The sequence below is a fragment of the Paenibacillus contaminans genome, assembly GCF_003285015.1.
GTDB classification, from domain to species: domain Bacteria; phylum Bacillota; class Bacilli; order Paenibacillales; family NBRC-103111; genus Paenibacillus_V; species Paenibacillus_V contaminans.
Genome location: NZ_QMFB01000042.1, coordinates 1 through 22,539 on the forward strand (window position 1 = coordinate 1; position 22,539 = coordinate 22,539).

18 protein-coding genes and 1 tRNA gene are annotated in these 22,539 nt (G+C 52.9%); 5 read left to right on the plus strand and 14 right to left on the minus strand.

Translation table 11 applies throughout. From position 1 onward, the window contains the following. Positions 1 to 141: 141 nt before the first annotated feature. Together DQG23_RS37360 and nrdR are read right to left on the minus strand one after the other, a co-directional pair. Positions 142 to 217 (minus strand) — tRNA-Ala (locus DQG23_RS37360). 808 nt (positions 218 to 1,025) lie between these two features. After that, positions 1,026 to 1,499 carry a transcriptional regulator NrdR gene (gene nrdR / locus DQG23_RS37365; RefSeq protein ID WP_113036148.1) on the minus strand — a complete coding sequence of 158 codons (474 nt, stop codon included), beginning with the start codon at positions 1,497 to 1,499 and terminating at the stop codon, positions 1,026 to 1,028. Positions 1,500 to 1,630: 131 nt separating this feature from the next. Between nrdR and DQG23_RS37370 the strand changes: the two genes are divergently transcribed. Further along, complete coding sequence (locus tag DQG23_RS37370) at positions 1,631 to 1,849, plus strand: alpha/beta-type small acid-soluble spore protein (RefSeq protein ID WP_113036149.1); 219 nt, start codon at positions 1,631 to 1,633, stop codon at positions 1,847 to 1,849. A 146-nt stretch (positions 1,850 to 1,995) separates the two neighbouring features. On the opposite strand, the gene DQG23_RS37375 is transcribed toward DQG23_RS37370, so the two are convergent. The 5 genes from DQG23_RS37375 to polA form a co-directional block, all read right to left on the minus strand. Then, positions 1,996 to 2,562: a lytic transglycosylase domain-containing protein gene (locus DQG23_RS37375; RefSeq protein WP_113036150.1), complete on the minus strand. Its 567-nt coding sequence runs from the start codon at positions 2,560 to 2,562 to the stop codon at positions 1,996 to 1,998. Next, a complete protein-coding gene (coaE, locus tag DQG23_RS37380) occupies positions 2,559 to 3,155 on the minus strand; it encodes a dephospho-CoA kinase (protein ID WP_113036151.1) in 597 nt (198 codons plus the stop codon). The genes DQG23_RS37375 and coaE overlap by 4 nt, the downstream gene beginning before the upstream one ends. Positions 3,156 to 3,175: 20 nt before the next feature. Beyond that, positions 3,176 to 3,850 (minus strand): sporulation membrane protein YtaF, encoded by a 675-nt coding sequence (gene ytaF / locus DQG23_RS37385; protein ID WP_113036152.1) that lies wholly within the window; start codon positions 3,848 to 3,850, stop codon positions 3,176 to 3,178. A gap of 149 nt (positions 3,851 to 3,999) precedes the next feature. Beyond that, positions 4,000 to 4,860 (minus strand): DNA-formamidopyrimidine glycosylase, encoded by an 861-nt coding sequence (mutM, locus tag DQG23_RS37390; RefSeq protein ID WP_113036153.1) that lies wholly within the window; start codon positions 4,858 to 4,860, stop codon positions 4,000 to 4,002. 90 nt (positions 4,861 to 4,950) lie between these two features. Then, complete coding sequence (gene polA, locus DQG23_RS37395; protein ID WP_113036154.1) at positions 4,951 to 7,608, minus strand: DNA polymerase I; 2,658 nt, start codon at positions 7,606 to 7,608, stop codon at positions 4,951 to 4,953. A gap of 418 nt (positions 7,609 to 8,026) precedes the next feature. Between polA and DQG23_RS37400 the strand changes: the two genes are divergently transcribed. Beyond that, entirely contained in the window at positions 8,027 to 8,773 is a 747-nt protein-coding gene (locus DQG23_RS37400) for an HAD family hydrolase (RefSeq protein ID WP_113036155.1), read from the plus strand. Between the two features lie 742 nt (positions 8,774 to 9,515). Here the strand turns inward: DQG23_RS37400 and DQG23_RS37405 are convergent. Continuing rightward, entirely contained in the window at positions 9,516 to 10,988 is a 1,473-nt protein-coding gene (locus tag DQG23_RS37405) for a DHA2 family efflux MFS transporter permease subunit (RefSeq protein ID WP_113036156.1), read from the minus strand. A gap of 201 nt (positions 10,989 to 11,189) precedes the next feature. Between DQG23_RS37405 and DQG23_RS37410 the strand changes: the two genes are divergently transcribed. Next, positions 11,190 to 11,801, plus strand: coding sequence for a TetR/AcrR family transcriptional regulator (locus DQG23_RS37410; protein ID WP_113036157.1), 612 nt, complete (start codon positions 11,190 to 11,192; stop codon positions 11,799 to 11,801). Positions 11,802 to 11,874: 73 nt separating this feature from the next. Here DQG23_RS37410 and DQG23_RS37415 read toward each other — a convergent pair whose 3' ends face one another. The 6 genes from DQG23_RS37415 to DQG23_RS37440 form a co-directional block, all read right to left on the minus strand. Further along, positions 11,875 to 13,662, minus strand: a complete 1,788-nt coding sequence (locus tag DQG23_RS37415) for a GGDEF domain-containing protein (RefSeq protein ID WP_113036158.1) — start codon at positions 13,660 to 13,662, stop codon at positions 11,875 to 11,877. Between the two features lie 34 nt (positions 13,663 to 13,696). After that, on the minus strand, positions 13,697 to 14,356 hold the full coding sequence (gene phoU, locus DQG23_RS37420; protein WP_113036159.1) for a phosphate signaling complex protein PhoU: 660 nt from the start codon (positions 14,354 to 14,356) through the stop codon (positions 13,697 to 13,699). A gap of 212 nt (positions 14,357 to 14,568) precedes the next feature. After that, positions 14,569 to 15,327, minus strand: a complete 759-nt coding sequence (gene pstB / locus DQG23_RS37425; protein ID WP_113036160.1) for a phosphate ABC transporter ATP-binding protein PstB — start codon at positions 15,325 to 15,327, stop codon at positions 14,569 to 14,571. Positions 15,328 to 15,329: 2 nt separating this feature from the next. Then, positions 15,330 to 16,187, minus strand: coding sequence for a phosphate ABC transporter permease PstA (gene pstA / locus DQG23_RS37430; RefSeq protein ID WP_113036161.1), 858 nt, complete (start codon positions 16,185 to 16,187; stop codon positions 15,330 to 15,332). Further along, positions 16,184 to 17,083, minus strand: a complete 900-nt coding sequence (pstC, locus tag DQG23_RS37435; protein ID WP_192894692.1) for a phosphate ABC transporter permease subunit PstC — start codon at positions 17,081 to 17,083, stop codon at positions 16,184 to 16,186. The genes pstA and pstC overlap by 4 nt, the downstream gene beginning before the upstream one ends. A 272-nt stretch (positions 17,084 to 17,355) precedes the next feature. Continuing rightward, positions 17,356 to 18,279 (minus strand): phosphate ABC transporter substrate-binding protein, encoded by a 924-nt coding sequence (locus DQG23_RS37440; protein WP_113036163.1) that lies wholly within the window; start codon positions 18,277 to 18,279, stop codon positions 17,356 to 17,358. A 312-nt stretch (positions 18,280 to 18,591) separates the two neighbouring features. On the opposite strand from DQG23_RS37440, the gene DQG23_RS37445 reads away from it, so the two are divergent. Further along, on the plus strand, positions 18,592 to 20,592 hold the full coding sequence (locus DQG23_RS37445) for a methyl-accepting chemotaxis protein (RefSeq protein ID WP_113036164.1): 2,001 nt from the start codon (positions 18,592 to 18,594) through the stop codon (positions 20,590 to 20,592). 309 nt (positions 20,593 to 20,901) lie between these two features. Further along, positions 20,902 to 22,356: a SulP family inorganic anion transporter gene (locus tag DQG23_RS37450; RefSeq protein ID WP_113036165.1), complete on the plus strand. Its 1,455-nt coding sequence runs from the start codon at positions 20,902 to 20,904 to the stop codon at positions 22,354 to 22,356. Positions 22,357 to 22,539: the final 183 nt, after the last annotated feature.

Consider the following 22,539-nt stretch of genomic DNA (forward strand, 5'->3'; position numbering starts at 1 on the left):
CGTGCTCCTCCACTCGATGTATATCAATGATGTTCTTTCGATCGCTCCGTCCGCGCGGGACGAACCCACTCGGGGTTCTCCCTCCCCTAGGCTCCACCAATATAAAAAATCCACCTTTTCAGGTGGATTAACATTTTATATTGGTGGAGCCTAGGGGGATCGAACCCCTGACCTCATCGCTGCCAGCGATGCGCTCTCCCAGCTGAGCTAAGGCCCCTCATGTAGTGACAAAATCGATAATAGCACGTAGTTGGACCTGCTGTCAACAATAAGTTTCACATGATTCGAAAACTAACTCTCCTTTGATAGCAGGCACTATAGGGGATGGTTCCACTTATGCACGGGAATGTCATTTTGAAGCATGGATGGAAGACGTTGCACGAACCGCTAGTCTAACAAACCTTAATCACTCGAGAAACTAACCTGCTCTCAGCCTTTCTAAACATGATCTATAGATATCACGCGTTTAATTAACAAACGGGCCGACGCCTCGATCAATCCGTAGCTTCAGACTCGTACTTCTTTCCGCCGATGCCCCTTCTTCAGAAAAATAATGAGGAAAAGGCAATGAATAGTGAGGTAAACCTCACTGTTTCATGCCCCTAACCCGCGATTTGCTCGGTTAATGAGGAGAACCTCACTAACAATAAGGAAAACGAAATTATTCGTTTCGTATCCCTCACTAATTGGTCAGAAGCTCAATTTTACCGGTTGAATAATGAGGTTTGCCTCATAATCAATGAGTTTTTCCTCACTACAGGTTGCATCCCCCAGTCTATTTGCTCGCCCCTACCTCCCACCGCGAAACACAACCTGTCGGGTATTTCCAGACAGCCTCAGCAGCTGCCTAATTGGTCGAGCCTCCATCGCCTAACGCCTATTCCGTTCTTTCCGGCATAAAAAATAAAGTGCCCGAAAAGTCCTTTGGACTTTTCCGACACACTTAGCTTTTCCGAAGAAAAGCGAGTCTTTCGATGATAAATTTCCCAAGAGAAGCCGGTTCCAGCCCCTCTCCGTTTAACGCTTTAAGATTCCGAGCCGTCCTGATGCTTGACAAGCATCTGCGTCAGCTCGCGCATAAACATATTGATGTCCTTGAACTGGCGGTACACGGACGCGAAGCGTACGTAGGCGACTTCGTCGACCGGATACAGCTGCTCCATGACGATTTCGCCGATATTTCGGCTTTCGACCTCGGAGCTGGCCGTATTGCGAAGCTGGCGCTCGACCTCCGATACGATCGACTCCAGTCTCTCCATGGAGACGGGTCGCTTCTCGCAGGCGCGAATAAGTCCGCGCAGCATTTTCTCGCGGCTGAATTCTTCGCGGCTTCCGCCTTTTTTAATGACGATCAGCGGCATTTCTTCGATCGTTTCGAACGTCGTAAAGCGTTTTCCGCATTGCTCGCACTCCCGGCGGCGGCGAATCGATTTGTTCTCGTTAGCAGAACGCGAATCCAGCACTTTCGTCCCGGAGTAGTCGCAGAATGGGCATTTCATCAGGATCTCTCCTCGTTGTAAATGTTGATGGGTCGCCGAATCCGGCCGATCTTTTTCCCATTCGTTACCTGTTATGAACCTTCCGTAACCGAGCATAATAGGATTACCAACCGACAAGGAGGTGAACAGATATGGGTGCAGGACAAAATCGCAGCAGCAACTCCCTGGTCGTGCCTCAAGCCAATGCGGCTCTTGACCAACTGAAGTATGAAGTAGCACAAGAATTGGGTATTGCGATCCCGCAGGACGGTTACTACGGTAACATGGCTACCCGCGACACTGGCGCGATTGGTGGTAACATTACTCGCCGTCTGGTGCAAATCGCCGAACAACAACTTGCAGGGAAATAATGCTTTTTCTCCAAAAAAGAGCGGAGTGTTGGACAAACTCTCAAGAGTTTGTCCAACGCTTCTTTGCGTCCTAGAAGACGTTTGAAGGATAAGTTGCTGTTCCAAGTAAACCTGTGATCGATAAGTCGGCTATTCGAACCCGTACTTTAAGCGGAATCCGCATAGATATTCATATATTTCTTATAATAATACCATACCCGCTGAACATATCCACGCGTTTCCCAAAAAGGAATTTGTGCCACATTCTCGAACGTACCGTCCCAAGTGCCGTTTTTCAACCACTTGTTCACATTGCCTGGTCCGGCATTATAGGCGGCAATCACTTGCGTCAGGTTATCTTTAAATTGAATGCTCAACAAATTGAGGTACTTGGTCCCTACCTCGATATTTATGTACGGGTCGTCCAGATCGGCAAGCGAGAATGATCGAAATCCTTCCCTTTCGAACAGCCATTCCGCCGTATCCGGCATGATTTGCATGATGCCGATCGCGCCTTTCTTGGATCGGGGGTCCGTTCGATAATTCGATTCTACGCGTATGATTGCAGCCACCAAAAGCGGATCGACCTTGTGTTTCTTGGAGCTGGCCTCAATACCGTCGCGAAACTGGATCGGATACATGATTTTGCCGAGCCAATCGCTGCTATAGAAAAGAACGAGCAGAACAACGAGCAGTACGAGCGCGAACCATCGCTTTTTGCGGAAACGTTTCATCGCAGACCCTTAGCGTGCCAAAATTCGCTCAACTGACGCTCCGTGTCGGCCAGACTTCCGCTGTTGTCGATCACGATATCGGCCAATGTTTTTTTGCGATCGATCGGCCATTGTGCGGCAAGCCGAAGCTCCGCTTGCTCCGCGGTCAGTCCGTCCCGTTCTTTCAGACGCTTGATTTGAATGTCCTTCGGCACATAAACGACCATAATTTCCTTAAAATGGCCTTCGAGCCCCGATTCGTACATAAGCGGTATATCCACTACTACCAGCTTGTCCGGATGATCGGCTTCCGCCGATGCCATTCTTCCGAACATCCTCCTTCGAATTTCCGGATGCAAAATCGCTTCGAGCGCTTTCCTCGACGTTTCGTCTTGAAACACGATCTCCCCCAGCCGTTTCCGGTTAAGCGATCCGTCGGGCAGCAGGACATCGCCGCCGAAGCGGTCGGCAATGTCTGCTAGCGCAGGACTTCCCGGCTCTACAACTTCGCGGGCCACCCGGTCCGCATCGATGAGGATCGCACCGCGGCGCACAAGCATGTCGGCAACAGTGCTTTTGCCGCAGGCGATTCCTCCTGTCAACCCAATATGCATCGGTGCCAACTCCTTGTTCCTTACATTAACTTCATAACGCCCATAACAATTAAAATACATCCCGGCAATATCGACAACCGCCGTACCCAATGTAGATCGGCATATAGAAATCCTATTTTTAATCCGATCGTAATAAAGCTTCCGCTTGCCGCTGCGATAATAACGGAAGTGAGCCACGGCGTAAGCCCGATCAGGGCGGCGCCGATTCCCGCTCCGAACGCATCAAGCGATAACGCGATACCGAGCAGCATAGCCTCCGAAGCCGAAATGTTGCCGGATCGGTCGACGTCTGCTGCGGACGGCGTTTTTAATATTTGGATAACTAACCCGAGCCGTTTCAGTTCAATGGAAAAAAGCTTTTTGAGCTCACCGGCTTTATCGGCGACCCGCTCCGGAAGCGCTTTGGTCTCCTCGCCGTCCTGCTCTTTCTGCATGAGCATCTGGAACAAAGCCCAGATGCCGATCCCGATTAAAATGACCGCACCTACGGCCGATGCCAGACGCGGCGAAAATAAGCTCGCCATCGCCAGGCCGATATGCATCGAGACAAAAATGACAGTCCCCGACAACAGCGAGATGATGGCAAGCGACAGAACAGGAATTTTAATTTTGCGAAGCCCGTACATAGCTCCGACACCAAAGCCGTCAAGGCTAACGGCAAACGCGAGAATCATCAGCGACACAACCGGCAGCATTGTCCGTCCCTCCCTTGCGGGTGCAGCGCTTGCCGCAGCCCGCCCTCCTAACTTATGCGCGAACCGGAGTTTCGATATCCGTCTGGGCGCATTCGTCTCTCTAACATATGGAGGGTAGCCTAGAAGGGTGCGTGCTTAAGCCGACGGTCTTATATCGATCGTTTGGGCAGCCTTTTCTTCGGTTTAAGGGGCTGGCATTGCGGACAAAAATGCGTACCGCGGCCGCCAAGCACCGTTTTTTCAATCAGATGGCCGCAATGCTCGCACGGTTTGCCTTTACGGCCGTATGCTTTCAATTGCTGCTGAAACATCCCCATCTCGCCTTGGCCGTTGACATAAGACTTGATCGACGAGCCTCCGGCATCAACCGCTTCTTGCAGCGTAAGCACGATGGACTCGAATAAACGATCCGTTTCGGCGCGGCTGAGCTTGTCCGCTTCGCGCTCCGGATGCACGCCTGCGGCATGCAGTGCTTCGTCTACATAAATATTGCCCAATCCGACAATATATTCTTGGTTGAGCAGCAGCGGCTTGATCTTGGTGGAACGTCCCGCGATTTTCTCGCGAAAAGCTTCCTTCGTGAAGCCTGTGTCTAACGGCTCTATCCCAAGCTTATGCAAAGGCGGCAGTTTGAATTCCTCGCCCTCCATAAACAAATGCATCGTTCCGAATTGACGAACGTCTTTATAACGCAGCTCCGTGCCGTCTGAAAAATGAAACACGACATGCGTATGCTTCTCGACGGGCTCGTCCTGATCGTATACCCCGTAACGCCCTTCCATCCGCAAATGGGACACGATAACCCTGTCATCAAGCAGGATGCGCAAAAACTTCCCGCGCCGCTCAACCGTTCGTATCGTTTGCCCTTGCAAAAAGGCGGCGAACTGCTCCGGATCTTCAGGCCGCTGGATAATGCGGCGCAAATGAACGGAAACGCGTTCGATCGTTTTCCCGGCCACAAGCTCGTTTAACGTGCGTCTGACCGTCTCCACTTCCGGTAATTCCGGCATAGCTTTCACCTCTTGCTGGCCGCCCGCCGGGATATGTCCTGCGAGCGGCATTTTCTGCTCATGCTGTTGAATCCAATCGATAGCGTAAACTTACTTCGCCTCATACCAGTTAATACCGTCGTTTACATCGACTTTAAGCGGCACATCAAGCTTCAGCGCGCTTTCCATCACTTCGGGAACGAGCTTGCGCATCGTCTCCAGCTCATCCTCCGGAACCTCGAAAACAAGTTCGTCATGAACCTGAAGCAGCATGCGGCTTCGCAAGCCGGCTTCGCGCAATCGTTCGGCCATTTGTACCATGGCCAGCTTTATAATATCGGCGGCGGTGCCTTGAATCGGCGAGTTCATCGCCGTCCGTTCCGCGAAGGAACGAAGATTGAAGTTGGACGCGCCGATCTCCGGCAAATACCGGCGGCGCTGGAGCAGCGTCGTCACATAGCCGTCCTTGCGCGCTTTCAGCACGATATCGTCCATATATTTGCGTACGCCCTTGAAGACGGCAAAATACTGCTCGATAAATCTCGAAGCTTCCGCACGCGTAATGTCCAGGTTTTGCGATAAGCCGTAATCGCTGATACCGTAAACGATACCAAAGTTGACGGCCTTCGCTTGTCTTCGCATGTTCGCATCGACATCCGATGGGGCGACGCCGAATACGTCCATCGCCGTTTTCGTATGAATGTCCATGTCGTGCAGGAACGCCTCGATCAGCTTCTCGTCCTGCGAAATATGCGCGAGCACGCGCAGTTCGATCTGCGAATAGTCGGCGGCAAGCATATGCCAGCCCGGCTCGGAAGGAACGAACACCTTGCGGATTTTGCGTCCTTCCTCCAGCCGGACCGGAATGTTCTGCAGATTCGGATATTGGCTGCTGAGCCGACCCGTCGCAGCTATCGTCTGCTTGTAATACGTATGAATATGGCCGGTCTGCTCGCGAACTTCCTTCAGCAGTCCTTCCACGTAAGTCGACTGCAATTTCGCCAGCTGGCGGTACTGCAAAATGTGCGTGACGATCTCATGCTTCGAAGCCAGCCACTCCAGCACCTCGGCGTCGGTGGAATAACCCGTTTTCGTTTTTTTGTAGACCGGCAGACCGAGCTTCTCGAACAAAATTTCGCCAAGCTGCTTCGGCGAGCCGATGTTGAATTCGACGCCGGCCAGCTTGTAGATTTGCGTCATCAGCACATCGATTTGTGCGGCAAGCTCGACGCCTAGCTGCTTCAATTCGTCTTTGTTGACGCGTATGCCTTTCAGCTCCATGCCCGCAAGCACGGTCGACAGCGGCAGCTCGAGCTCGAAGAAGAGCGATTTCATCTCCTTCTCTTCAAGCTCTTCCCGAAGAACCTTGGCCAGCCGGGCGATCGCTAACGCTTTGCGGCTCAGATGCTCGCCGGTTACGGCCGTTTCCGGTATTTTGAATTTGGCGCCTTTGCCGAACACGGCCTCGTCTTCCTTGACCGGAGGCTGCCCGTATTTAAACGTAAGCGCGCTTAACGTATGACTCGCTTCGGTCGGATCGAGCAGGTATGCAGCCAGCAGCACGTCAAAATCGCAGCCGGCAAGCGCGATGCCTTTCCAGGCAAGCGCCGCTTCCGCACGATGAAGATCGTACAGCGTCTTCCGCTTCGTCCCGTCTCCCAGCCATTCCCTCACAGGCTTGGCCGCCTCGGAAGCCAGCAAATGGAATGGCGTGTAGTACACCTTCTCCGGCGTATGGAAGGAGACGCCCAGCACTTCCGACATATGCGGATTGTCGCCGATCACTTCCACATTCAGCGCATCGGCTTCATCCAAGCTCTTGACGAATGCCGGCAAGCCTTCTTCATCCACGATAACGAAGCTGAACGCCTCGTCCGCTTGGTCCTCGCCGTCTCCCTCGCTCCCGCCGGTAAAATCCATTTTGTCCAGAAGCGACTTGAATTCAAGCTTTCGGAACATAGCGGCAAGAGCTTGTCCTTCATAACCGCTGTAGGCGAGTGAAGACCACTCCGATTCCATCGGCACTTCGCGGAAAATGGTGGCGAGCTCCTTGCTCATCCGCGCATCGTCCGCATGCGCTTCGATTTTCTCGCGCATTTTGCCGGTTATTTCGGAAGCATTTGCAAGAACGTCCTCTACCGAGCCGTATTGATGAAGCAGCTTGAGCGCCGTTTTCTCGCCCACGCCCGGGATGCCCGGAATATTGTCGGACGCGTCCCCCATAAGGCCCTTCAGGTCGATAATCTGCTTCGGCACGAGGCCGTATTTTTCTTGAATCGCCGGCGGATCGAACAGATCGACCTCGCTGATGCCTTTGCGCGTTAGCGCGATGGTCACCTTCTCGGACGCGAGCTGAAGCATATCCTTGTCGCCCGAAACGACGACTACCTCCATGTCTCCGCGTTCGTCAGCCACCCGAGTCAAGGTGCCGATAATATCGTCGGCTTCGTAGCCCGAAAGCTCGAATTGCGAAATACCGAAAGCTTGAATGAGCTCCTTAAGCACGGGAAACTGCTCGGAGAGCTCGGAAGGCGTTTTCTCGCGCCCTCCTTTATAATCTGCATAATCTTTATGTCGAAACGTTTGTTTGCCTGCGTCGAATGCCACGAGAAAGTGGGTCGGCTTCTGATCCTCGATCAATTTCAGAAGCATCGTCGTAAATCCGAATACCGCGTTGGTATGCAGCCCCTGCGAATTACTCAAAAGCGGCAGCGCAAAAAAAGCGCGGTATGCAATGCTGTTTCCGTCAATGACAATCAGCTTGCTCATTTTCCACCTCTTCACTTATAGTTTCTCAGGGTACTTTGTTCGCTATCTTCCATCATAGCATACGAACGTGTCCGGTTGAAACCTGAGGCCGGACGATCGCCGAAATAATATAATTCCTTTCCATCGGAGGCAATTTCAACCTCAGCTTACCCGCACCTTAACAATCTGCCGAGAATATCCTTTCAAGCGATGTTAAAAAAGCCGCATCCCGCATACATATGATTAAGACGAAGGAACCGTTTCTGCGCTGCCGGGGTCTGCATAGAGGAGCAAGCATTCTTCGGCGGGCAGTCAAATAGCGGTACAGCGCGGCCGATCGATACAGCTTCGCGGCAGCCTGCCGCTTTCTCCATGGCAAATCGAACGCGATTTCGCTTCGTCGCCGCCAATCTAAAGGACTTTACCCGAGGTGAGGGTTATGAAACGGTTTTTCGCTCCCGAGCAAACCAAAGTTATTTTTTTCGATATGAACCATACATTGATCGATCCGCATCAGTCGTTCTACGACAGCTTTCTTGACGTGTTGAACGAATATACCGGCAGGTGGTCGGGCGACGGCGAATATACGCAGCAAAGCATCGTCGAGCGCTACTGGGATGAATGGCGAAAAAAGCTGACGCAAAAACGAATGAATGCCGTCAATCGCGACAAAATTCGTCTGGCCTGCTTGAAAATCGCTCTCGACCCGCTCCCTTTTACATTAAATGAAGCGTTCCTTCGCACGTTTCTCAGCAGGATCAAAGACAAGCAAACACGCACCCCCACACTCGTCCCCGGTGCGCGCGACACTCTCGAGAAGCTCGCGGAAACCTACAAGCTGGCCATCATCAGCAACGGCAACAAGGAGAAAGTCGAATCCCAGCTGCGCATTCTCGACTTAAGCGAAGTCATTCCGGGAGACCGCGTTTTCGCCACTCTAAAAGGAGGCGCCCGCAAGCCGAACCCCGCCTTGTTCAGGCAAGCGCTTCAAAGCGTCGGCGTCGCGCCTTCCCAAGCCGTAATGGTCGGCAACTCATGGAAAAACGACGTGCTCGGCGCAGTCGGCGCAGGAATCGATGCGGTTTGGCTCCATCCCGGCCATAGCAAAAAAAGCTCCCAGCGCAAGCTGAGAAACCGCAAAGTGATCATCGTCCGCAAAATCGATATGCTGCTAAGTATATTTTAAACGTCTAAACGTACGATGAAACGCCTCAGTGGCGGACGAATAACAATTCAAAACGAACGGCGCGTGTCCATCCGGCACGTGCCGCTGTGCTGCGTTGCTAGGGTAGTTTCTCATCAATGCAACCAGTATGTGTTCAAGTCTAAAACTAGGGACTGATGAAGACACGAGAAGCAAACACGGATGCTTGGACCGTTCGCTAGTGTAGAAAACCTTATTGTTAATGAGGCAGTTCACACTATTCCACCCGTAAAATGCTCGTACTCGCCCTTTAGTGAGGCAAACGAAACGATCAATTTCGTTTGCCTCACTATTAGTTGCGTTTGCCTCATTAACTCGCCAGAACACGGGTTTTAGGCGAGTTATAGTGAGGTTTGCCTTATGAACAGTAACCTTTTCCTTACTATGTCACCAGTACACAAGTCATAAGCGGCATGGAGCATGCATCTTAAGCTCCGATGTTTTGGGGATGATGTCGACGATTTATCCATTACACAATCAATAGTTTAAAAGTTGAACCGCTATTATATACAATTTTTGATAGACCTTGCGTGATCGAGCGCCCTGCGCGGGGAGCAGCGTTCAGTGCGGGGAGCAGCGTTCAGTGCGGGGAGCAGCGTTCAGTGCGGGGAGCGGCGAGGTGCGGTGCGGAAAAGTAAAAACGCCTCCATCCCCCACTTGTTCAGTGGTTATGAAGGCGTTTCTTTACTCTTGAACTCCGATTGAAAAAACAATCTCTTCTATATTAGTGTCCCATCATCATGGATACGTCGGGCTTCTCAGCCCCTTGCGGCTGCTGCTTGGGTCTGCGCAGGAGCAGTCCCACAACCGCGCCGACGATCGCAATGCCGGTCAGCAGGAAAAACGTATCGCCGTAGGACGACGACATGACCGCGGACGGATCCGCCGGATTTTCGCCCATGTAGTGCTCCACGCGGGACGTCAGCATCGTCGCGAGCCCTGCAACCGCGAAGGAGCTCATGACCTGCTGCGCTGCAGCGGTCAGAGACGTTACGCGGCTGACCAGCTCGGGCGGCGCCGATTGGATGATGTGCGTGTTGAGCGGCATCATCGAAAGACCCATTCCCGCTCCGATCATCGCGAGCGGCAGCATCACCATGATCAGGCTCGTTTCCGTCGAAACCGTCGACAAAACATAAGCCGCTATCGTAATGAGCGCCATCCCGGATATGACGACCGGTCTTGCCCCGATCTTATCGTATAAACGGCCGCCGATCGGCATAAATATGCCGGCTGCGATCGCTTGCGGCAGCATGATGAGGCCGGTGTCGAACGCGCTGTAGCCTTTAGCTTGCTGCAGGAACAGCGGCACCATGAAGATCGTGCCGAACAGCGCGATTTGCGAAATCCACTGCACGACGATACCGCGCGTAAAATTCGCGGATTTGAACACGCGAAGCTCCAGCAGCGGCTGCGTACGGCGCAGCTCGACGATGATGAACAAGATAAGCGCGACGCCGCCGATGACCAAGCCGGCAATCGTTTTAGTAGAAGTCCAGCTCGTTCCGCCCTCGCTGACGCCGTAAGCCAACGCGGCAAACGCGACCGGTGCAAATATAATGCCGAGGAAGTCCAGCGCCGGCACGGATTGCCTGTCGAGCTTCGGCAGCGTGCGCAGACCGACGATAACGGCAACGACGCCGATCGGCAAGTTGATCAAGAAAATCCAGTGCCAAGTGACATAATCGACCAGCCAGCCGGAAACAACCGGGCCGAGCGCCGGAGCGAGCAGCATCGGTATGCCGATCATGCCCATGACAGCTCCGACTTTCCCCGGAGGGCTAAGTCTGTACGTAAAGGCCATTGCGATCGGTGCGACCATCCCGCCGCCCAATCCTTGAACGATCCGGTAAGCGATCAGCTCGCCGGCATTCGTCGCAAGCGCGCAAAGCCCGGAACCGAGCGTAAATAAAACGACGGAAAGCAAAAAGATACGCTTGGCTCCGAAACGGTCGGACAGCCAGCCCGCCAGCGGAATGACCGCCGATTGCGCCAGCGCGTATCCTGTAACCGTCCATTGAACCACGCCGATTGTGCTTTCAAAATCCTTGACCAGATTCGGCATCGCGACATTCATCGCCGTTCCGTCCAATATAACCATGAACATACCGACGATAATAGCCACGAGCGGCGCGATGATTTGCTTCATCGTCAGCGGCTGCGAAGCCGTTCCGGCTTGTGTAGCTTTTGAAGACATATGTTTCTCTCCTCCATTTCTCTGTATCCGACCAAAATCCCGTGAAACCAACAACCACGAATTGACCATACTCCAGAGAAGCGATAAAATATAACATGTTCGGAGTCAATGGTGATGCCGTACTTTCACCGGACAATTGTCCGCATTTCTGAATAATAGCGGACAATTGTCCGGTTGTCAATGAATGGAGCTGTTAAATTTATGTCAACGGACGACAAGCGTAAATATGCCCAGCAGCTAAGCGGTGTGATACTTAATACCGCCCGGTCGTTATTTGAAGAACACGGTGTGGATGCCGTCAGCATGCATCAGGTGGCCAAATCGGCCGGAATCGGCCAAGGTACCTTGTACCGGCGCTATGCGAATAAGGGCGACCTGTGCCTCGATTTGATGAAGGATCGTTTTCGGCATTTGTCCGAGGATTGGAATACCTATTTGAAGCAAAACGCGGACACTCCCGCCGTCAAGCGCCTGCGCTACTTGATGCGGTCTCTTATTCATTTCGTGGAGAAGGATGCGGACTGGATCGCCACCATTCAATCTTCAACCGCCTGCAGCCCGGATCGGCTTAATTTTTTCGAAACGCCGCCATACGTATATATGTTCACAACCATTTGCACCTTGTTTGAAGAAGCTGCCAATATGGGAGAAATGGCTCCCGTTCAGGCTCCGTTCGTTACGCATATGCTCATCTCTTGCCTGTCTCCTGTCGTGCATTTGCATCTGCGTCAGGTGCACGGTTATACGACCGAGCAAATCGCCGATTATTTTAGTATGTATTTCATCGATCCTTTGTTCAAACGGACAAGCTGAATGGAATCGGCGCGTTATCGCCTAACCGAAATAAAGCATGCCCTCGGATTGTTCCGACGCATGCTTTTTTGCTTTACTCCCGATTGCGGAAGTAGTGAGAGCTGTATACGCTGCCTTTTTGCGCTTTCGCCTTCTTTTTAAGCGTCGCCGCCATGCTTGACACGTCCTCGAGCGTTATCGAGCCGTCCTGGCATTCGCAAACGACGAGCGACAAAGAAACGGTGACGCCCGGACTTTCCACCCGATTTCCGTCGCGGTCCAGCACCGTAACAATCTCCTCTTCATACATGGTGTGCACGCCTTGATCGAATCGCCGAAGCATTTCTCTGCAAAGCTGCTCCGGCCCCTCCGCCGATGAGATGGCGATAAAATCGTCTCCGCCGATATGGCCGACGAAGTCTAGCGGATTCCCGCAAACGCTGATCGTGTGCTGAATGACGTCCGCCGTATATTGGATAAGCTGATCGCCCTTCTGAAAACCGTATGTATCGTTGAACCATTTGAAATAATCGAGATCCGCATAAATGACGCAGAACGGCTTGGCGGCGGCCAGCCTTCTGCTCAGCTCGCGATGAATGGGCGTATTCCCGGGCAAGCCGGTAAGCGGATTGGAAAACCGCGCGGATTCCATGCGGATATTCGTTATGTATTCGAGAATGGAGCGGATCGAGGCGACTCCCGCCATTTTTCCGTGACGCGTAATAATGACAAGATCGTACAAATTGCTTTTATCCCGCGACATCGCCATTTGCGAAACTTCCTCCACGGGCAGCATTTCGTCAACGATCAACGGATTTGCGTCCATGGCATGATGGATCGGTTTTCGCCAAAAGAGAGAGAACCCGTACTGTCCGGCCAACTGCTGAAACAGCCTGTCGCGAATAACGAGCCCTACGGGAATGTCGCCGTCGACGACAACCGCTCCGGCAGCCGCCTCGTTTTCGTTAAAAAAGCTTGCCGCTTCGGAAATGCGCACGTTTTTCTGAAATTGCCGGATCGGAGCGGCCAGATGGCCGATCGTCCACATCGCGTTGTTCGGATACCTCATACGATGCTTTTCGATGCTGTCCAGAAGCTTCCGATCGATCGGAGCCGGTTTAGCGGCAGGTTTGCCGATCAAAAAGCCTTGGGCGTAATGTACGCCCATGCGCGTAAGCAAAAGCAGCTCGTCGAGCTCCTCTATTCCTTCGGCAATCAATGAAATGTTCATCTTCTGCGTGAACGTCACAAACGTTTCGACGATATATTCCTTGACCTTGTCATTGTGAATGTTGGAAATGAGCGACCGGTCTATTTTGATAAAATCGGGTTGAAGCTCGGCAATCGCTTGAAGCGAAGAATAACCGGCGCCTGCGTCGTCGATCGCGATCTTATACCCCTGGCTGCGGTAGTGTCCCAGCACTTTTTTGGCCAACGAAAAATCTTCGATCGAGCTTCGCTCGGTAATTTCGAAGACGACATTATTCGGAGTAAGCCCCCGGCGCTGCAGCAGCTCGAGCGTTTGTCCCGGCGTAAAAAGGGAGTCGACGATGATTTCGGAGGAAATGTTCAGGAAAAGCATCTGTTTGTTATGCTGAAGCTCAGCGCCGTGAATCGCTTTCTCGCGCGCAATCCGTTCAAGCGGATAAAGCTTGCCTGCCGTCTTGGCGAAGTCGAAAAGCGCGATCGGGGAACCGAAAGGGCTGTCCGACGGTCCCCGCGTAAGCGCCTCGAAACCAAATATTTGCCCGTCAAGCAAAGAAAGGATCGGCTGGTATACGGCGTTGATGCGCTGCTCTTCGATAATGGCGGCAAGCTCTTCCGACAGGCGTTCATGGACGGATGGCGCCTCGATCGTTTCGCCTATAATCCTGTTGTTCATCTTGATCCCTGCCCCAAGCGGACAACGTCCGCGATTAGACGTTCAGATCTTTCCGTTTGCCCGCAACCATATAAATGACGCCCTCTCCGATGTTCGTCGTATGATCGGCGACGCGTTCCAAATAATGCGCGACCATCAGCAGGTGCGTGAGCTGCCGGTTCGTCGATATATCCGTTCCCATTAGCTCGGTCAAATGCTGAACGACTGTGCTGTAAATTTTATCGACCTCGTCGTCTTTATCGGCGAGCGAAGCGGCGCGGTTTACGTTGCCTTCCGTATAAGCGAGAAGGCTGTCGCGCAGCATCGTTTGGGCGATGGAAGCCATGAGCGGAATGTCGATAAGCGGCTTGACGAGCTTCTCCCCGTTCAGGCGAATCGCGATTTTGGCGATATCGACGGCGTGATCGCCGATCCGCTCAAGGTCGATCGCGATTTTCATCGCCATGCCGATCGTGCGCAAATCTCCTGCCATCGGCTGCTGAAGCGCGATCAAGCTGAAGCAAGTTTCTTCAATGCGAAGCATCTGCTCGTCGATTTCATCGTCGCGCGCTACCGTGGCCCTCGCCATCGGCTCGTCCAAGAGGCGCAGCGCCTCAACCGCATCGCGGATTTGAATTTCCACGTCGCTCCCCATTTTCAACAGCTTGGTCTGCAGCCCTTGAAGCGCTTGATGGTAATTCGCTCTTGTATCCATTCCTCAAGCTCCTTTATCCCTATGTTGTGGGAAATATTGTGGCGCCGGCTTATGGCGTGCCTGAAAACTCACTCAGGGTCATCTTTCACCGCCTTTTCGCCCTATGCTTCGTTCCGTTTGCTTGACGTACCCCCGGTACGCCTTCACAAACGCGCCTTGCCTAGAACAAAAATTCGGCCAAATCTGCTCCCCTCGGAGTATTCAGACACGCCCTAGCCGAACCGCCCTGTAATGTAATCTTCCGTCCGCTGATCGTTCGGAGTCGTAAAGATTTTATCCGTCTTGTCCGACTCCACAAGGAAGCCGTTAAGGAAGAAGGAGGTGTAATCGGAAATACGGGCGGCTTGCTGCATGTTATGCGTTACGATAATAATCGTATAGCGGTCTTTCAGCGTCTGCGTCAGCTCTTCGACCTTCAGCGTCGAGATCGGATCGAGCGCGGAGGTCGGTTCGTCCATCAGAAGGACGTCGGGCTCGACCGCCAGCAACCTCGCAATGCACAGACGCTGCTGCTGACCGCCCGAAAGACCGAGCGCAGATTTGTTCAGCCTATCCTTAACTTCATCCCACAGCGCAGACTGTTCCAGCGAACGCTCGACGATTTCGTCGAGAACGGCTTTTTTCTTAATACCATGTATACGCGGGCCGTATGCGATATTGTCGTAAATCGACATCGGGAACGGGTTCGGACGCTGGAACACCATGCCGACCCGTTTGCGAAGCGACACCACGTCCGTTTCCGGCGCATAAATGCTTTGGCCGTCGACGACGACATTACCGGTAATTTTTACATTGTCGATCAGATCGTTCATACGGTTAAGCGTCCGCAGAAACGTCGATTTGCCGCAGCCCGAAGGGCCGATAAGCGCCGCGATCGAGTTTTCCCGAATATTCAGCTTAATATCGTGAAGCGCCCGGTTGTCTCCGTAGTACAAGTTCAAATTGTCGACTTTGATTTTATGTTTTTCCACGGTTATTTCCCCCCGGATAATTTCTTCTGTAGAATGCGGCTTGGTATAGCGATCAACAGGTTGAAAATAAGGACGACGAGCACGAGCAGCGCCGCGCTTCCTTGGGCGATTTGCTTAGCGTCCGGCGCAAGCGAAGCGGAGCCGACGTACCATAAGTGCACCGCAAGCGTCCCCCCCATCGCCATCGGATCGAAGTCCGGAAAAATCCGCGATGCCGACGTTCCTGCGGTAAAGATCAGAACGGCCGTTTCGCCGAGCGCCCTGCCTGCTACCAGCGTGACGCCGGTAATCAAACCTGGCAAAGATGCCGGCAGCAGCACGCTGCGAATCGCCTGCCAGCGGGTGGAGCCAAGCGCAAGGGATGCCTCCCAATACGAAGACGGAACGGCGCGAATCGCTTCCTCCGTAACCCGGACGAGCACCGGCAAATTAAGCAGCGCCAAGGTAGCGGCTCCCCCGAGAATGGAGAACTTCAGACCGAGCAGCTTAACGAACAACAAGGCACCGAATAAACCGAATACGATGGATGGCACCGAAGACAGCGCCTCTACGGAAATGCGGACCAAATCCGTGAATTTATTTTTGCGTGCATAGATAGCCAGGTAAATACCGGCACCGATTCCGATCGGCAAGGAAAACAGCAGCGATAGGAACAAAATATAGAAGGAGTTGAACAACTGCGGTCCGACACCGCCTCCAGCTTCGATTTCGGACGGCTTCCCGGTCAGAAACCCCCAAGAAAGATGACCGAGCCCGCTGCCGAGAATTTTTACAAGAAACCAGGCCAAAATAAGAATGATCGTAATACCGGCCGCCCAGAAATATACGGTTGCCGCTTTATCGGTCCACTTGCTCTTCATTTCACTTCGCTCCTTCTCGCAACAACGCGGATGATCAAAATCAAGAGCAGCGATACGACAAGCAGGACGAGCGCCATCATATAAAGCGCGTTGTTCCAGGTCGTGCCGTAGGCGATATGGCCCATATCCTTGACGATCGCCGTCGTCAGAACGGTTGTCGAATCGAGCAAGGAGCTCGGCATTTTCGGCGAGTTGCCGATTACCATGAAGACGGCCATCGTTTCGCCGATCGCCCGTCCCATGCCGAGCACGACGCCGGTAATAATACCGGGGCGAGCCGCCGGAATGAGCACGCGCCATATCGTTTGCCACCGCGTTGCGCCTAGTGCAAGCGAAGCTTCTTCAAGTCTGCCGGGAAGCGAGCGGAGCGCGTCCTCGGAGATCGACATGATCGTAGGTAAAATCATAACGGCAAGAATGATTGCAGCGGGCAAAATCCCGTATCCGACGCCGCCGAACAGCTTTCCGAGAGCCGGCACGATAACCGTCAAGCCGATCAAGCCGTAAACGACCGACGGAATGCCGACGAACAAATCGGCAGCCGGCCGCAATATTTCACGCATCCATTTCGGTGCGATTTTGGCCATAAATACCGCTCCCGACAGCGCTAGCGGCACCGACAGCAAGACCGATACCAAGGTGAGCAGCAGCGTGCTGTACAGGAACGGGAACGTTCCGAAGCTTGGCGAGCTTTCCGACGAAGGCGTCCAATCCGTGGAGAAGAAAAACTCCATGATCGAGACATCGGCGAATGTTTTGGAGCCCTGAAACCCTACGAATGCGATTATAGAAAAAATGACGATAGCGACAAGACCGGCGCTTCCGACGAACAAATATTTCATTGCACCGTCTTTGCGATTTTGCAATTTCGTCCATTTGCTTAGTCGTTTTTCCATTTTATTCTTCCCTGTACTTAGTTCTTCGGCGATCGATGACACCGAGACCCCCCCTATCGAATCCGACAATAACGATTTGTAAATGCCGTTTGACTTATCTCTATCATAGGACTTATTTGTTAGAAGAGATGCGAGCAATTGTAAAGGGAATGTAAAAAATGCCCCGCGAAGCGAAGCAATTCTCGAAGCGTAGTCCTAAAGTCATCGGCGCAAAATATAGAAACCCAAAAAGAGCGGCCAAAAGCGCTCCGCTCTATTTGAATAGAAAGCTATTATTTTTTCAGCAGGTTGGCCGGCAGGAATTTCAGCTTCTCGACTTGGCCTTCTTGGAATTCTTTGCTCAAGATGTAGTCAAGGAACGCTTTCGTCACTGCGTCAGGCTGGCCTTTGGTGTACATGCGCTCTACGCCGTAAAGCGGGTATTTGCCGTCTTTAATCGCTTCTTTGGAGTAAGCGACATCGTCGATTTTGAGCGCTTTGGTAGCTTCGGTCAAGTATGGCGTGTCCACGTAACCGATCGAACCGCTCGTCGTACCGACAGCTTCCGCTACGGTTTTGCTGGAGTCTTGCGTTACGCCTTCCTTGGAGAATGCCGCGCCGTTCATAATGATCGATGCAACAAGCTTACGGGAACCGGAGCTGTCTTGACGGTGGATCAGTTGGATCTTTTTGTCCTCTCCGCCGACTTCTTTCCAGTTCGTGATTTTACCGCTGTAAATATCGGCAGCTTGCTGCTTCGTCAGGTTCTCGACTTTTACATCTTTATTAACGATCAGAGCGAACGGAGCGATCGCTACGATGTGCTCGACAAGCTTATCTTTATATTGTGCGTCTGCCTCGACGTCGGAGTTACCGATGCTGGATACGCCGTCCGCTACGTTTTTCACGCCTGTGCCGGAGCCGCCGCCCGTTACTTGAACCGTTACTTTCGGATTTTTGTTCATAAACTCGGTTGCTGCTTGCTGAACGAGCGGCTGCAAAGCGGTAGAGCCGGAAGCCGTTACCGTTCCTGTAATTTCAGGCGACTTGGAAGGCGCCGTAGATGGCGATGTGCTAGGTGCCGTCGAAGCGGATGGCGAGGAGCTTGCTGCGCCGTCTTTTTTCTCTTCTTTGTTTCCGCAGCCTGCCGCTACCCCTGCAACCAGAATAGATGCTAATGCTAGACTCATTGCTTTCTTAGATACGTGCTTGAACATTGTAGAATGTCCTCCCTTTAATGTGTTTGTATGATTTCGTTTTCGTCTACGTTTGTTATCGTAACAAGCGATTGTTAAGCGCAAACCCGAAAAACGTTAAGGGAATGTAAAAAATGAAAAGTTGAAAATCAGGGCTTTGCGGTCGATCCTAGGCACTAGAAAAATTTACATATCATTTACAAAATGAATCTTCTGCGTTAATAGTAACGGCCTATACTTATCACCATAGAGATAGAGATGTCGAATCGTGCGCAAGCTTTCCTTATATGCGGGCGGCCGGCGGCTGTAAACCATTAATAGGAGGAATCGGGTATGGGGAAACGGAACGTATCCATGAAAATCAAGCTCATAACAAGCTTTGCGGGTATGCTGGCTGTGTTTTTGGCAGTCGCATTTTATAACCTGGCGCAGGTGAGAGATATCAAATCCCATCACGGCGTGCAGAACGAAAAAATAACGTATGAATTGACGGCGCTCGAATTAAAGGTGCTCGTGCAGGATTTGAAGGATATTTCTTCCGGCCTGATGATTTCCCGAAAGCTCGATTTCGTCGAAAAATATAACGTCAAACGGAAAGAATATAATGAACTGCTGCAAAAGGTAGGCAATACGGCGTCTACGCCCGAACAGATTCAGCTGCGCAGCCAGCTGATCGTCGCCACATCGGAGTATATGGAAGTGTTCGACCGCGCCGTGCGGGTCATTCAGGATACGTCCTACAGCGAAACCGACATCCTGAAAAACACGGAATCCCTATACAACCAGGCGCAGCAGCAGCGGGATCTCATTTTTGACTTGGTGGACAAGTTTTACCGGATTTATGCGGACGAAGCGAATGCGGCGATTGCAGCCTCGAATGAAAAAATGGACGGCACGGTTGCCGTCATGATCGGCGCGGCCATTGTGATCCTGCTGCTCGGAAGCATCGTCGCCGCTCTTCTTATTCGCTCATTCGTTAAGCCTATCGGCCGGCTGCAAAAGGCGGTCGCGCTTATTTCCGAAGGCGATCTCCGCCATAAGATCAACGCTCAGACAAACGACGAGCTCGGACAGCTCAGCCATAACTTCGATAAAATGATCGACCAGGTGCGGCATATGCTCGGTACGACGCAGCAAATCGCTTCCTCGCTGTCCGAAAACTCTCAATCCTTCCGGCAGGTCTCGGTGTCAACCGCCGCCGCGAATGCCGATATATTGAAGGCTATTGATGAAATCTCGGCGGGAGCCGACCAACAGGCGCAGCGAACGGAGCAAAGCGCCCAAATTATCGGCGAGTTGGACCGGGAGGTTCGAACCGTTTGGGAAGCCGCTCGGCACATGCAGCAAATGAGCGCAGAGGCGGGACAAAAAACGGAGCTTGGCGAAGCGTCGGTGCAGGAGCTCAGCACAGCGTCGCGGCAGACGGGAGCCATGATCGATCAGGCTTTGGAAGCGATGGAGACCCTTTCCGCAGGCTCGAAGCAAATCGGCAGCATCGTAAAGGCGATTACGGAAATTTCGACGCAGACGCATATTTTAGCCCTGAATGCGGCAATCGAAGCGGCGAGAGCCGGCGTTCACGGAAAGGGATTCTCCGTCGTCGCCGAGGAGGTACGCACGTTGGCTGCGCAAACGAACGAGTCGGCCAAAAGCATCGGGGAGCGAATCTCTGCCCTGCAGCTGCAAATCGGCGGGCTGGGCGGTAAAATGCAGGAAACGCGGGACAAGCTTTACAAACAGAATGCCAAAGTTGATGCGACGCTCGCTTCGTTCTCGGCCATTCGCATGTCCATGCAAGAGATCGGCGGGCAAATCGACCGCATCGGCGGCATGATCGGAAACGCACAGGAACAGAACAAACGGCTTATAGACTCCGTCCACTTCGTTGCGGCAATCGCCGAAGAAACGGCTGCCGGGGTTCAGGAAGTCAATTCGACCTCCTTCCAGCAGCATGCCTCAATTCGTCTTATCGCGGGACAAGCCGACGATATGAACCGGCTGTCGCAGGAGCTGTTCGAGGAAATCAATAAATTCCGCATCGAGCCGGAGCAGCTTGAAAGCGGTGCGTCGAATTCATCCGGCTCCGCAGCTTCAACTACGCTGTCTGAAGCAGCCGGCAGCCGGCCTGAAACAAGGATCGATTCGCCGGCTATGCCAAACGGCGAACCGGCGGCGGATAGCGGCAGCCCCGCTTCTGAGGAGCGCGAGGATCAGCCGGAGCGCTTGCAGGACGAGCCGGGCGTTATGCAGGCTCCGGAAGAAGCCGCGGAGCGCGACGCCAAGCAGCCCGAAGCCAAAAAAGCCGAGGAAGAGAAAAAACTCGTTGGCGTCTGAGCCGGCCATAAGCAGGAGCAATGGGTCAAATGGGACTATGCGCAGCTAAGTTACCCCGCAATGCACGTCGGAAGCTTGTCAGACCCGTTTTGATACATATACTGCTAATTAAGAACCTTCCGTTCCGCTTTCCTAGCGGTTTTGAAGGTTCTTTTGCATTTTATACGGGATTCATGATTAGGGCGTCTTATGTATAAGGATTGGCGAATACGGCGTTTGCTTGTATAATTTATGACATAAACTATCGGCCCCGACTTTTCTGAGAGTGGAAAGTCAACATATTCTACCTATCTTGGGAGGTACTTTGTTTTGAGTTGGTCAAAATTGAATAGTTCCTGGTTATCGAACGCCCGTTTGGACATTTTATCGGGGATTACCGTCGCTTTGGCGCTTATTCCCGAGGCGATCGCATTCTCGATCATTGCCGGAGTCGATCCGATGGTCGGCTTGTATGCGTCGTTCTGCATTGCCGTAGTCATTTCCTTCGTAGGCGGCAGGCCCGGCATGATCTCGGCTGCGACCGGCGCTATGGCGCTTTTAATGGTCACGCTCGTCAAAGAGCACGGCATCGAGTATTTGTTCGTCGCCACCGTTCTGACCGGGATCATCCAGATCGGCTTAGGCTTGTTGAAGCTCGGGCGTTTCATTACGTTCGTGCCCCACTCGGTCATGACCGGCTTCGTCAACGCTTTGGCGATTCTTATTTTTATGGCGCAATTGCCGCATTTCGTCGGCCAGGGATGGGTCATGTATGTTCTTGTTGCCGTTACGCTTGTCATCATTTATACGCTGCCGCGCCTGACCAAGGCTGTTCCGTCCGCACTGGCCGCCATCGTTTTCGTCTCCGTCTGCGTCATCGGCTTCGGACTTAACGTCAGCACGGTCGGCGATATGGGCGAAATTACCGGCGCTCTGCCCATTTTCCATTTGCCGGATGTCATTTGGTCGTTCGAAACGTTATGGATCATTCTCCCTTATTCGTTCTCGCTTGCGCTCGTCGGCATTATGGAATCGCTGCTGACCGCAACCATCGTCGATGAAATGACCGAAACGAAAAGCGACAAAAATAAAGAAATCAAAGGCCAAGGCATCGCCAACGTCGTTACAGGCTTTTTCGGAGGCATGGCGGGCTGCGCAATGATCGGACAGTCGGTGATCAACGTGAAATCCGGCGGGCGCACACGGCTTTCCACCTTCGTGGCGGGCGCCTTCCTCTTGTTCCTGATCATCGTGCTTGGCGACATCGTCAAGCAAATTCCGATGGCCGCGCTGGTCGGCGTTATGATCATGGTGTCCGTCGGCACCTTCGATTGGAAGTCGCTGCGGCAGCTGAACCGTATCCCGCGCGGCGATGCCTTCGTTATGATCGTCACCGTAGCGATCGTCGTCGCGACGCACGATCTTTCCAAAGGAGTTCTGGCAGGCGTCGTCCTTAGCGCCGTTTTATTCGCCTGGAAAATGGCCAAAATCCGCATCCATGCAGCCGAGCTGCCGGACGGCGTCAAACGGTACGCGGTAACCGGCCAGCTGTTTTTCGCAACGACATCGCATTTTGTCGAGCAGTTTCCTGCCGGCACCGATCCGCAGCAGGTGATCATCGATTTCACGCAATCGCATGTATGGGATCATTCCGCCGTAACGGCGATCGCCAAAGTGATGGTCAAATACGAGCTTGCGAACAAACATGCCGTCATCGTCGGCCTGAACGAAGAAAGCAGACTGCTCATCGAAAAAGTCGGATTATCCGCATCCGGCGTGCATTAAACGTTAGGGCGTGTCTGAAAACCCACTCAGGGTCATCTTTCACCGCCTTTTCGCCCCCTGCTTCGTTCCGTTTGCGAAGGCCGACCCCCGGTACGCCTTCCCAAACGCGCCTTGCATGCAAGGATAAACGGCTTCCGCCCTCTCTTGGGCGGTGCGTTTACCGTAGCGTAATCCGCACAAGGT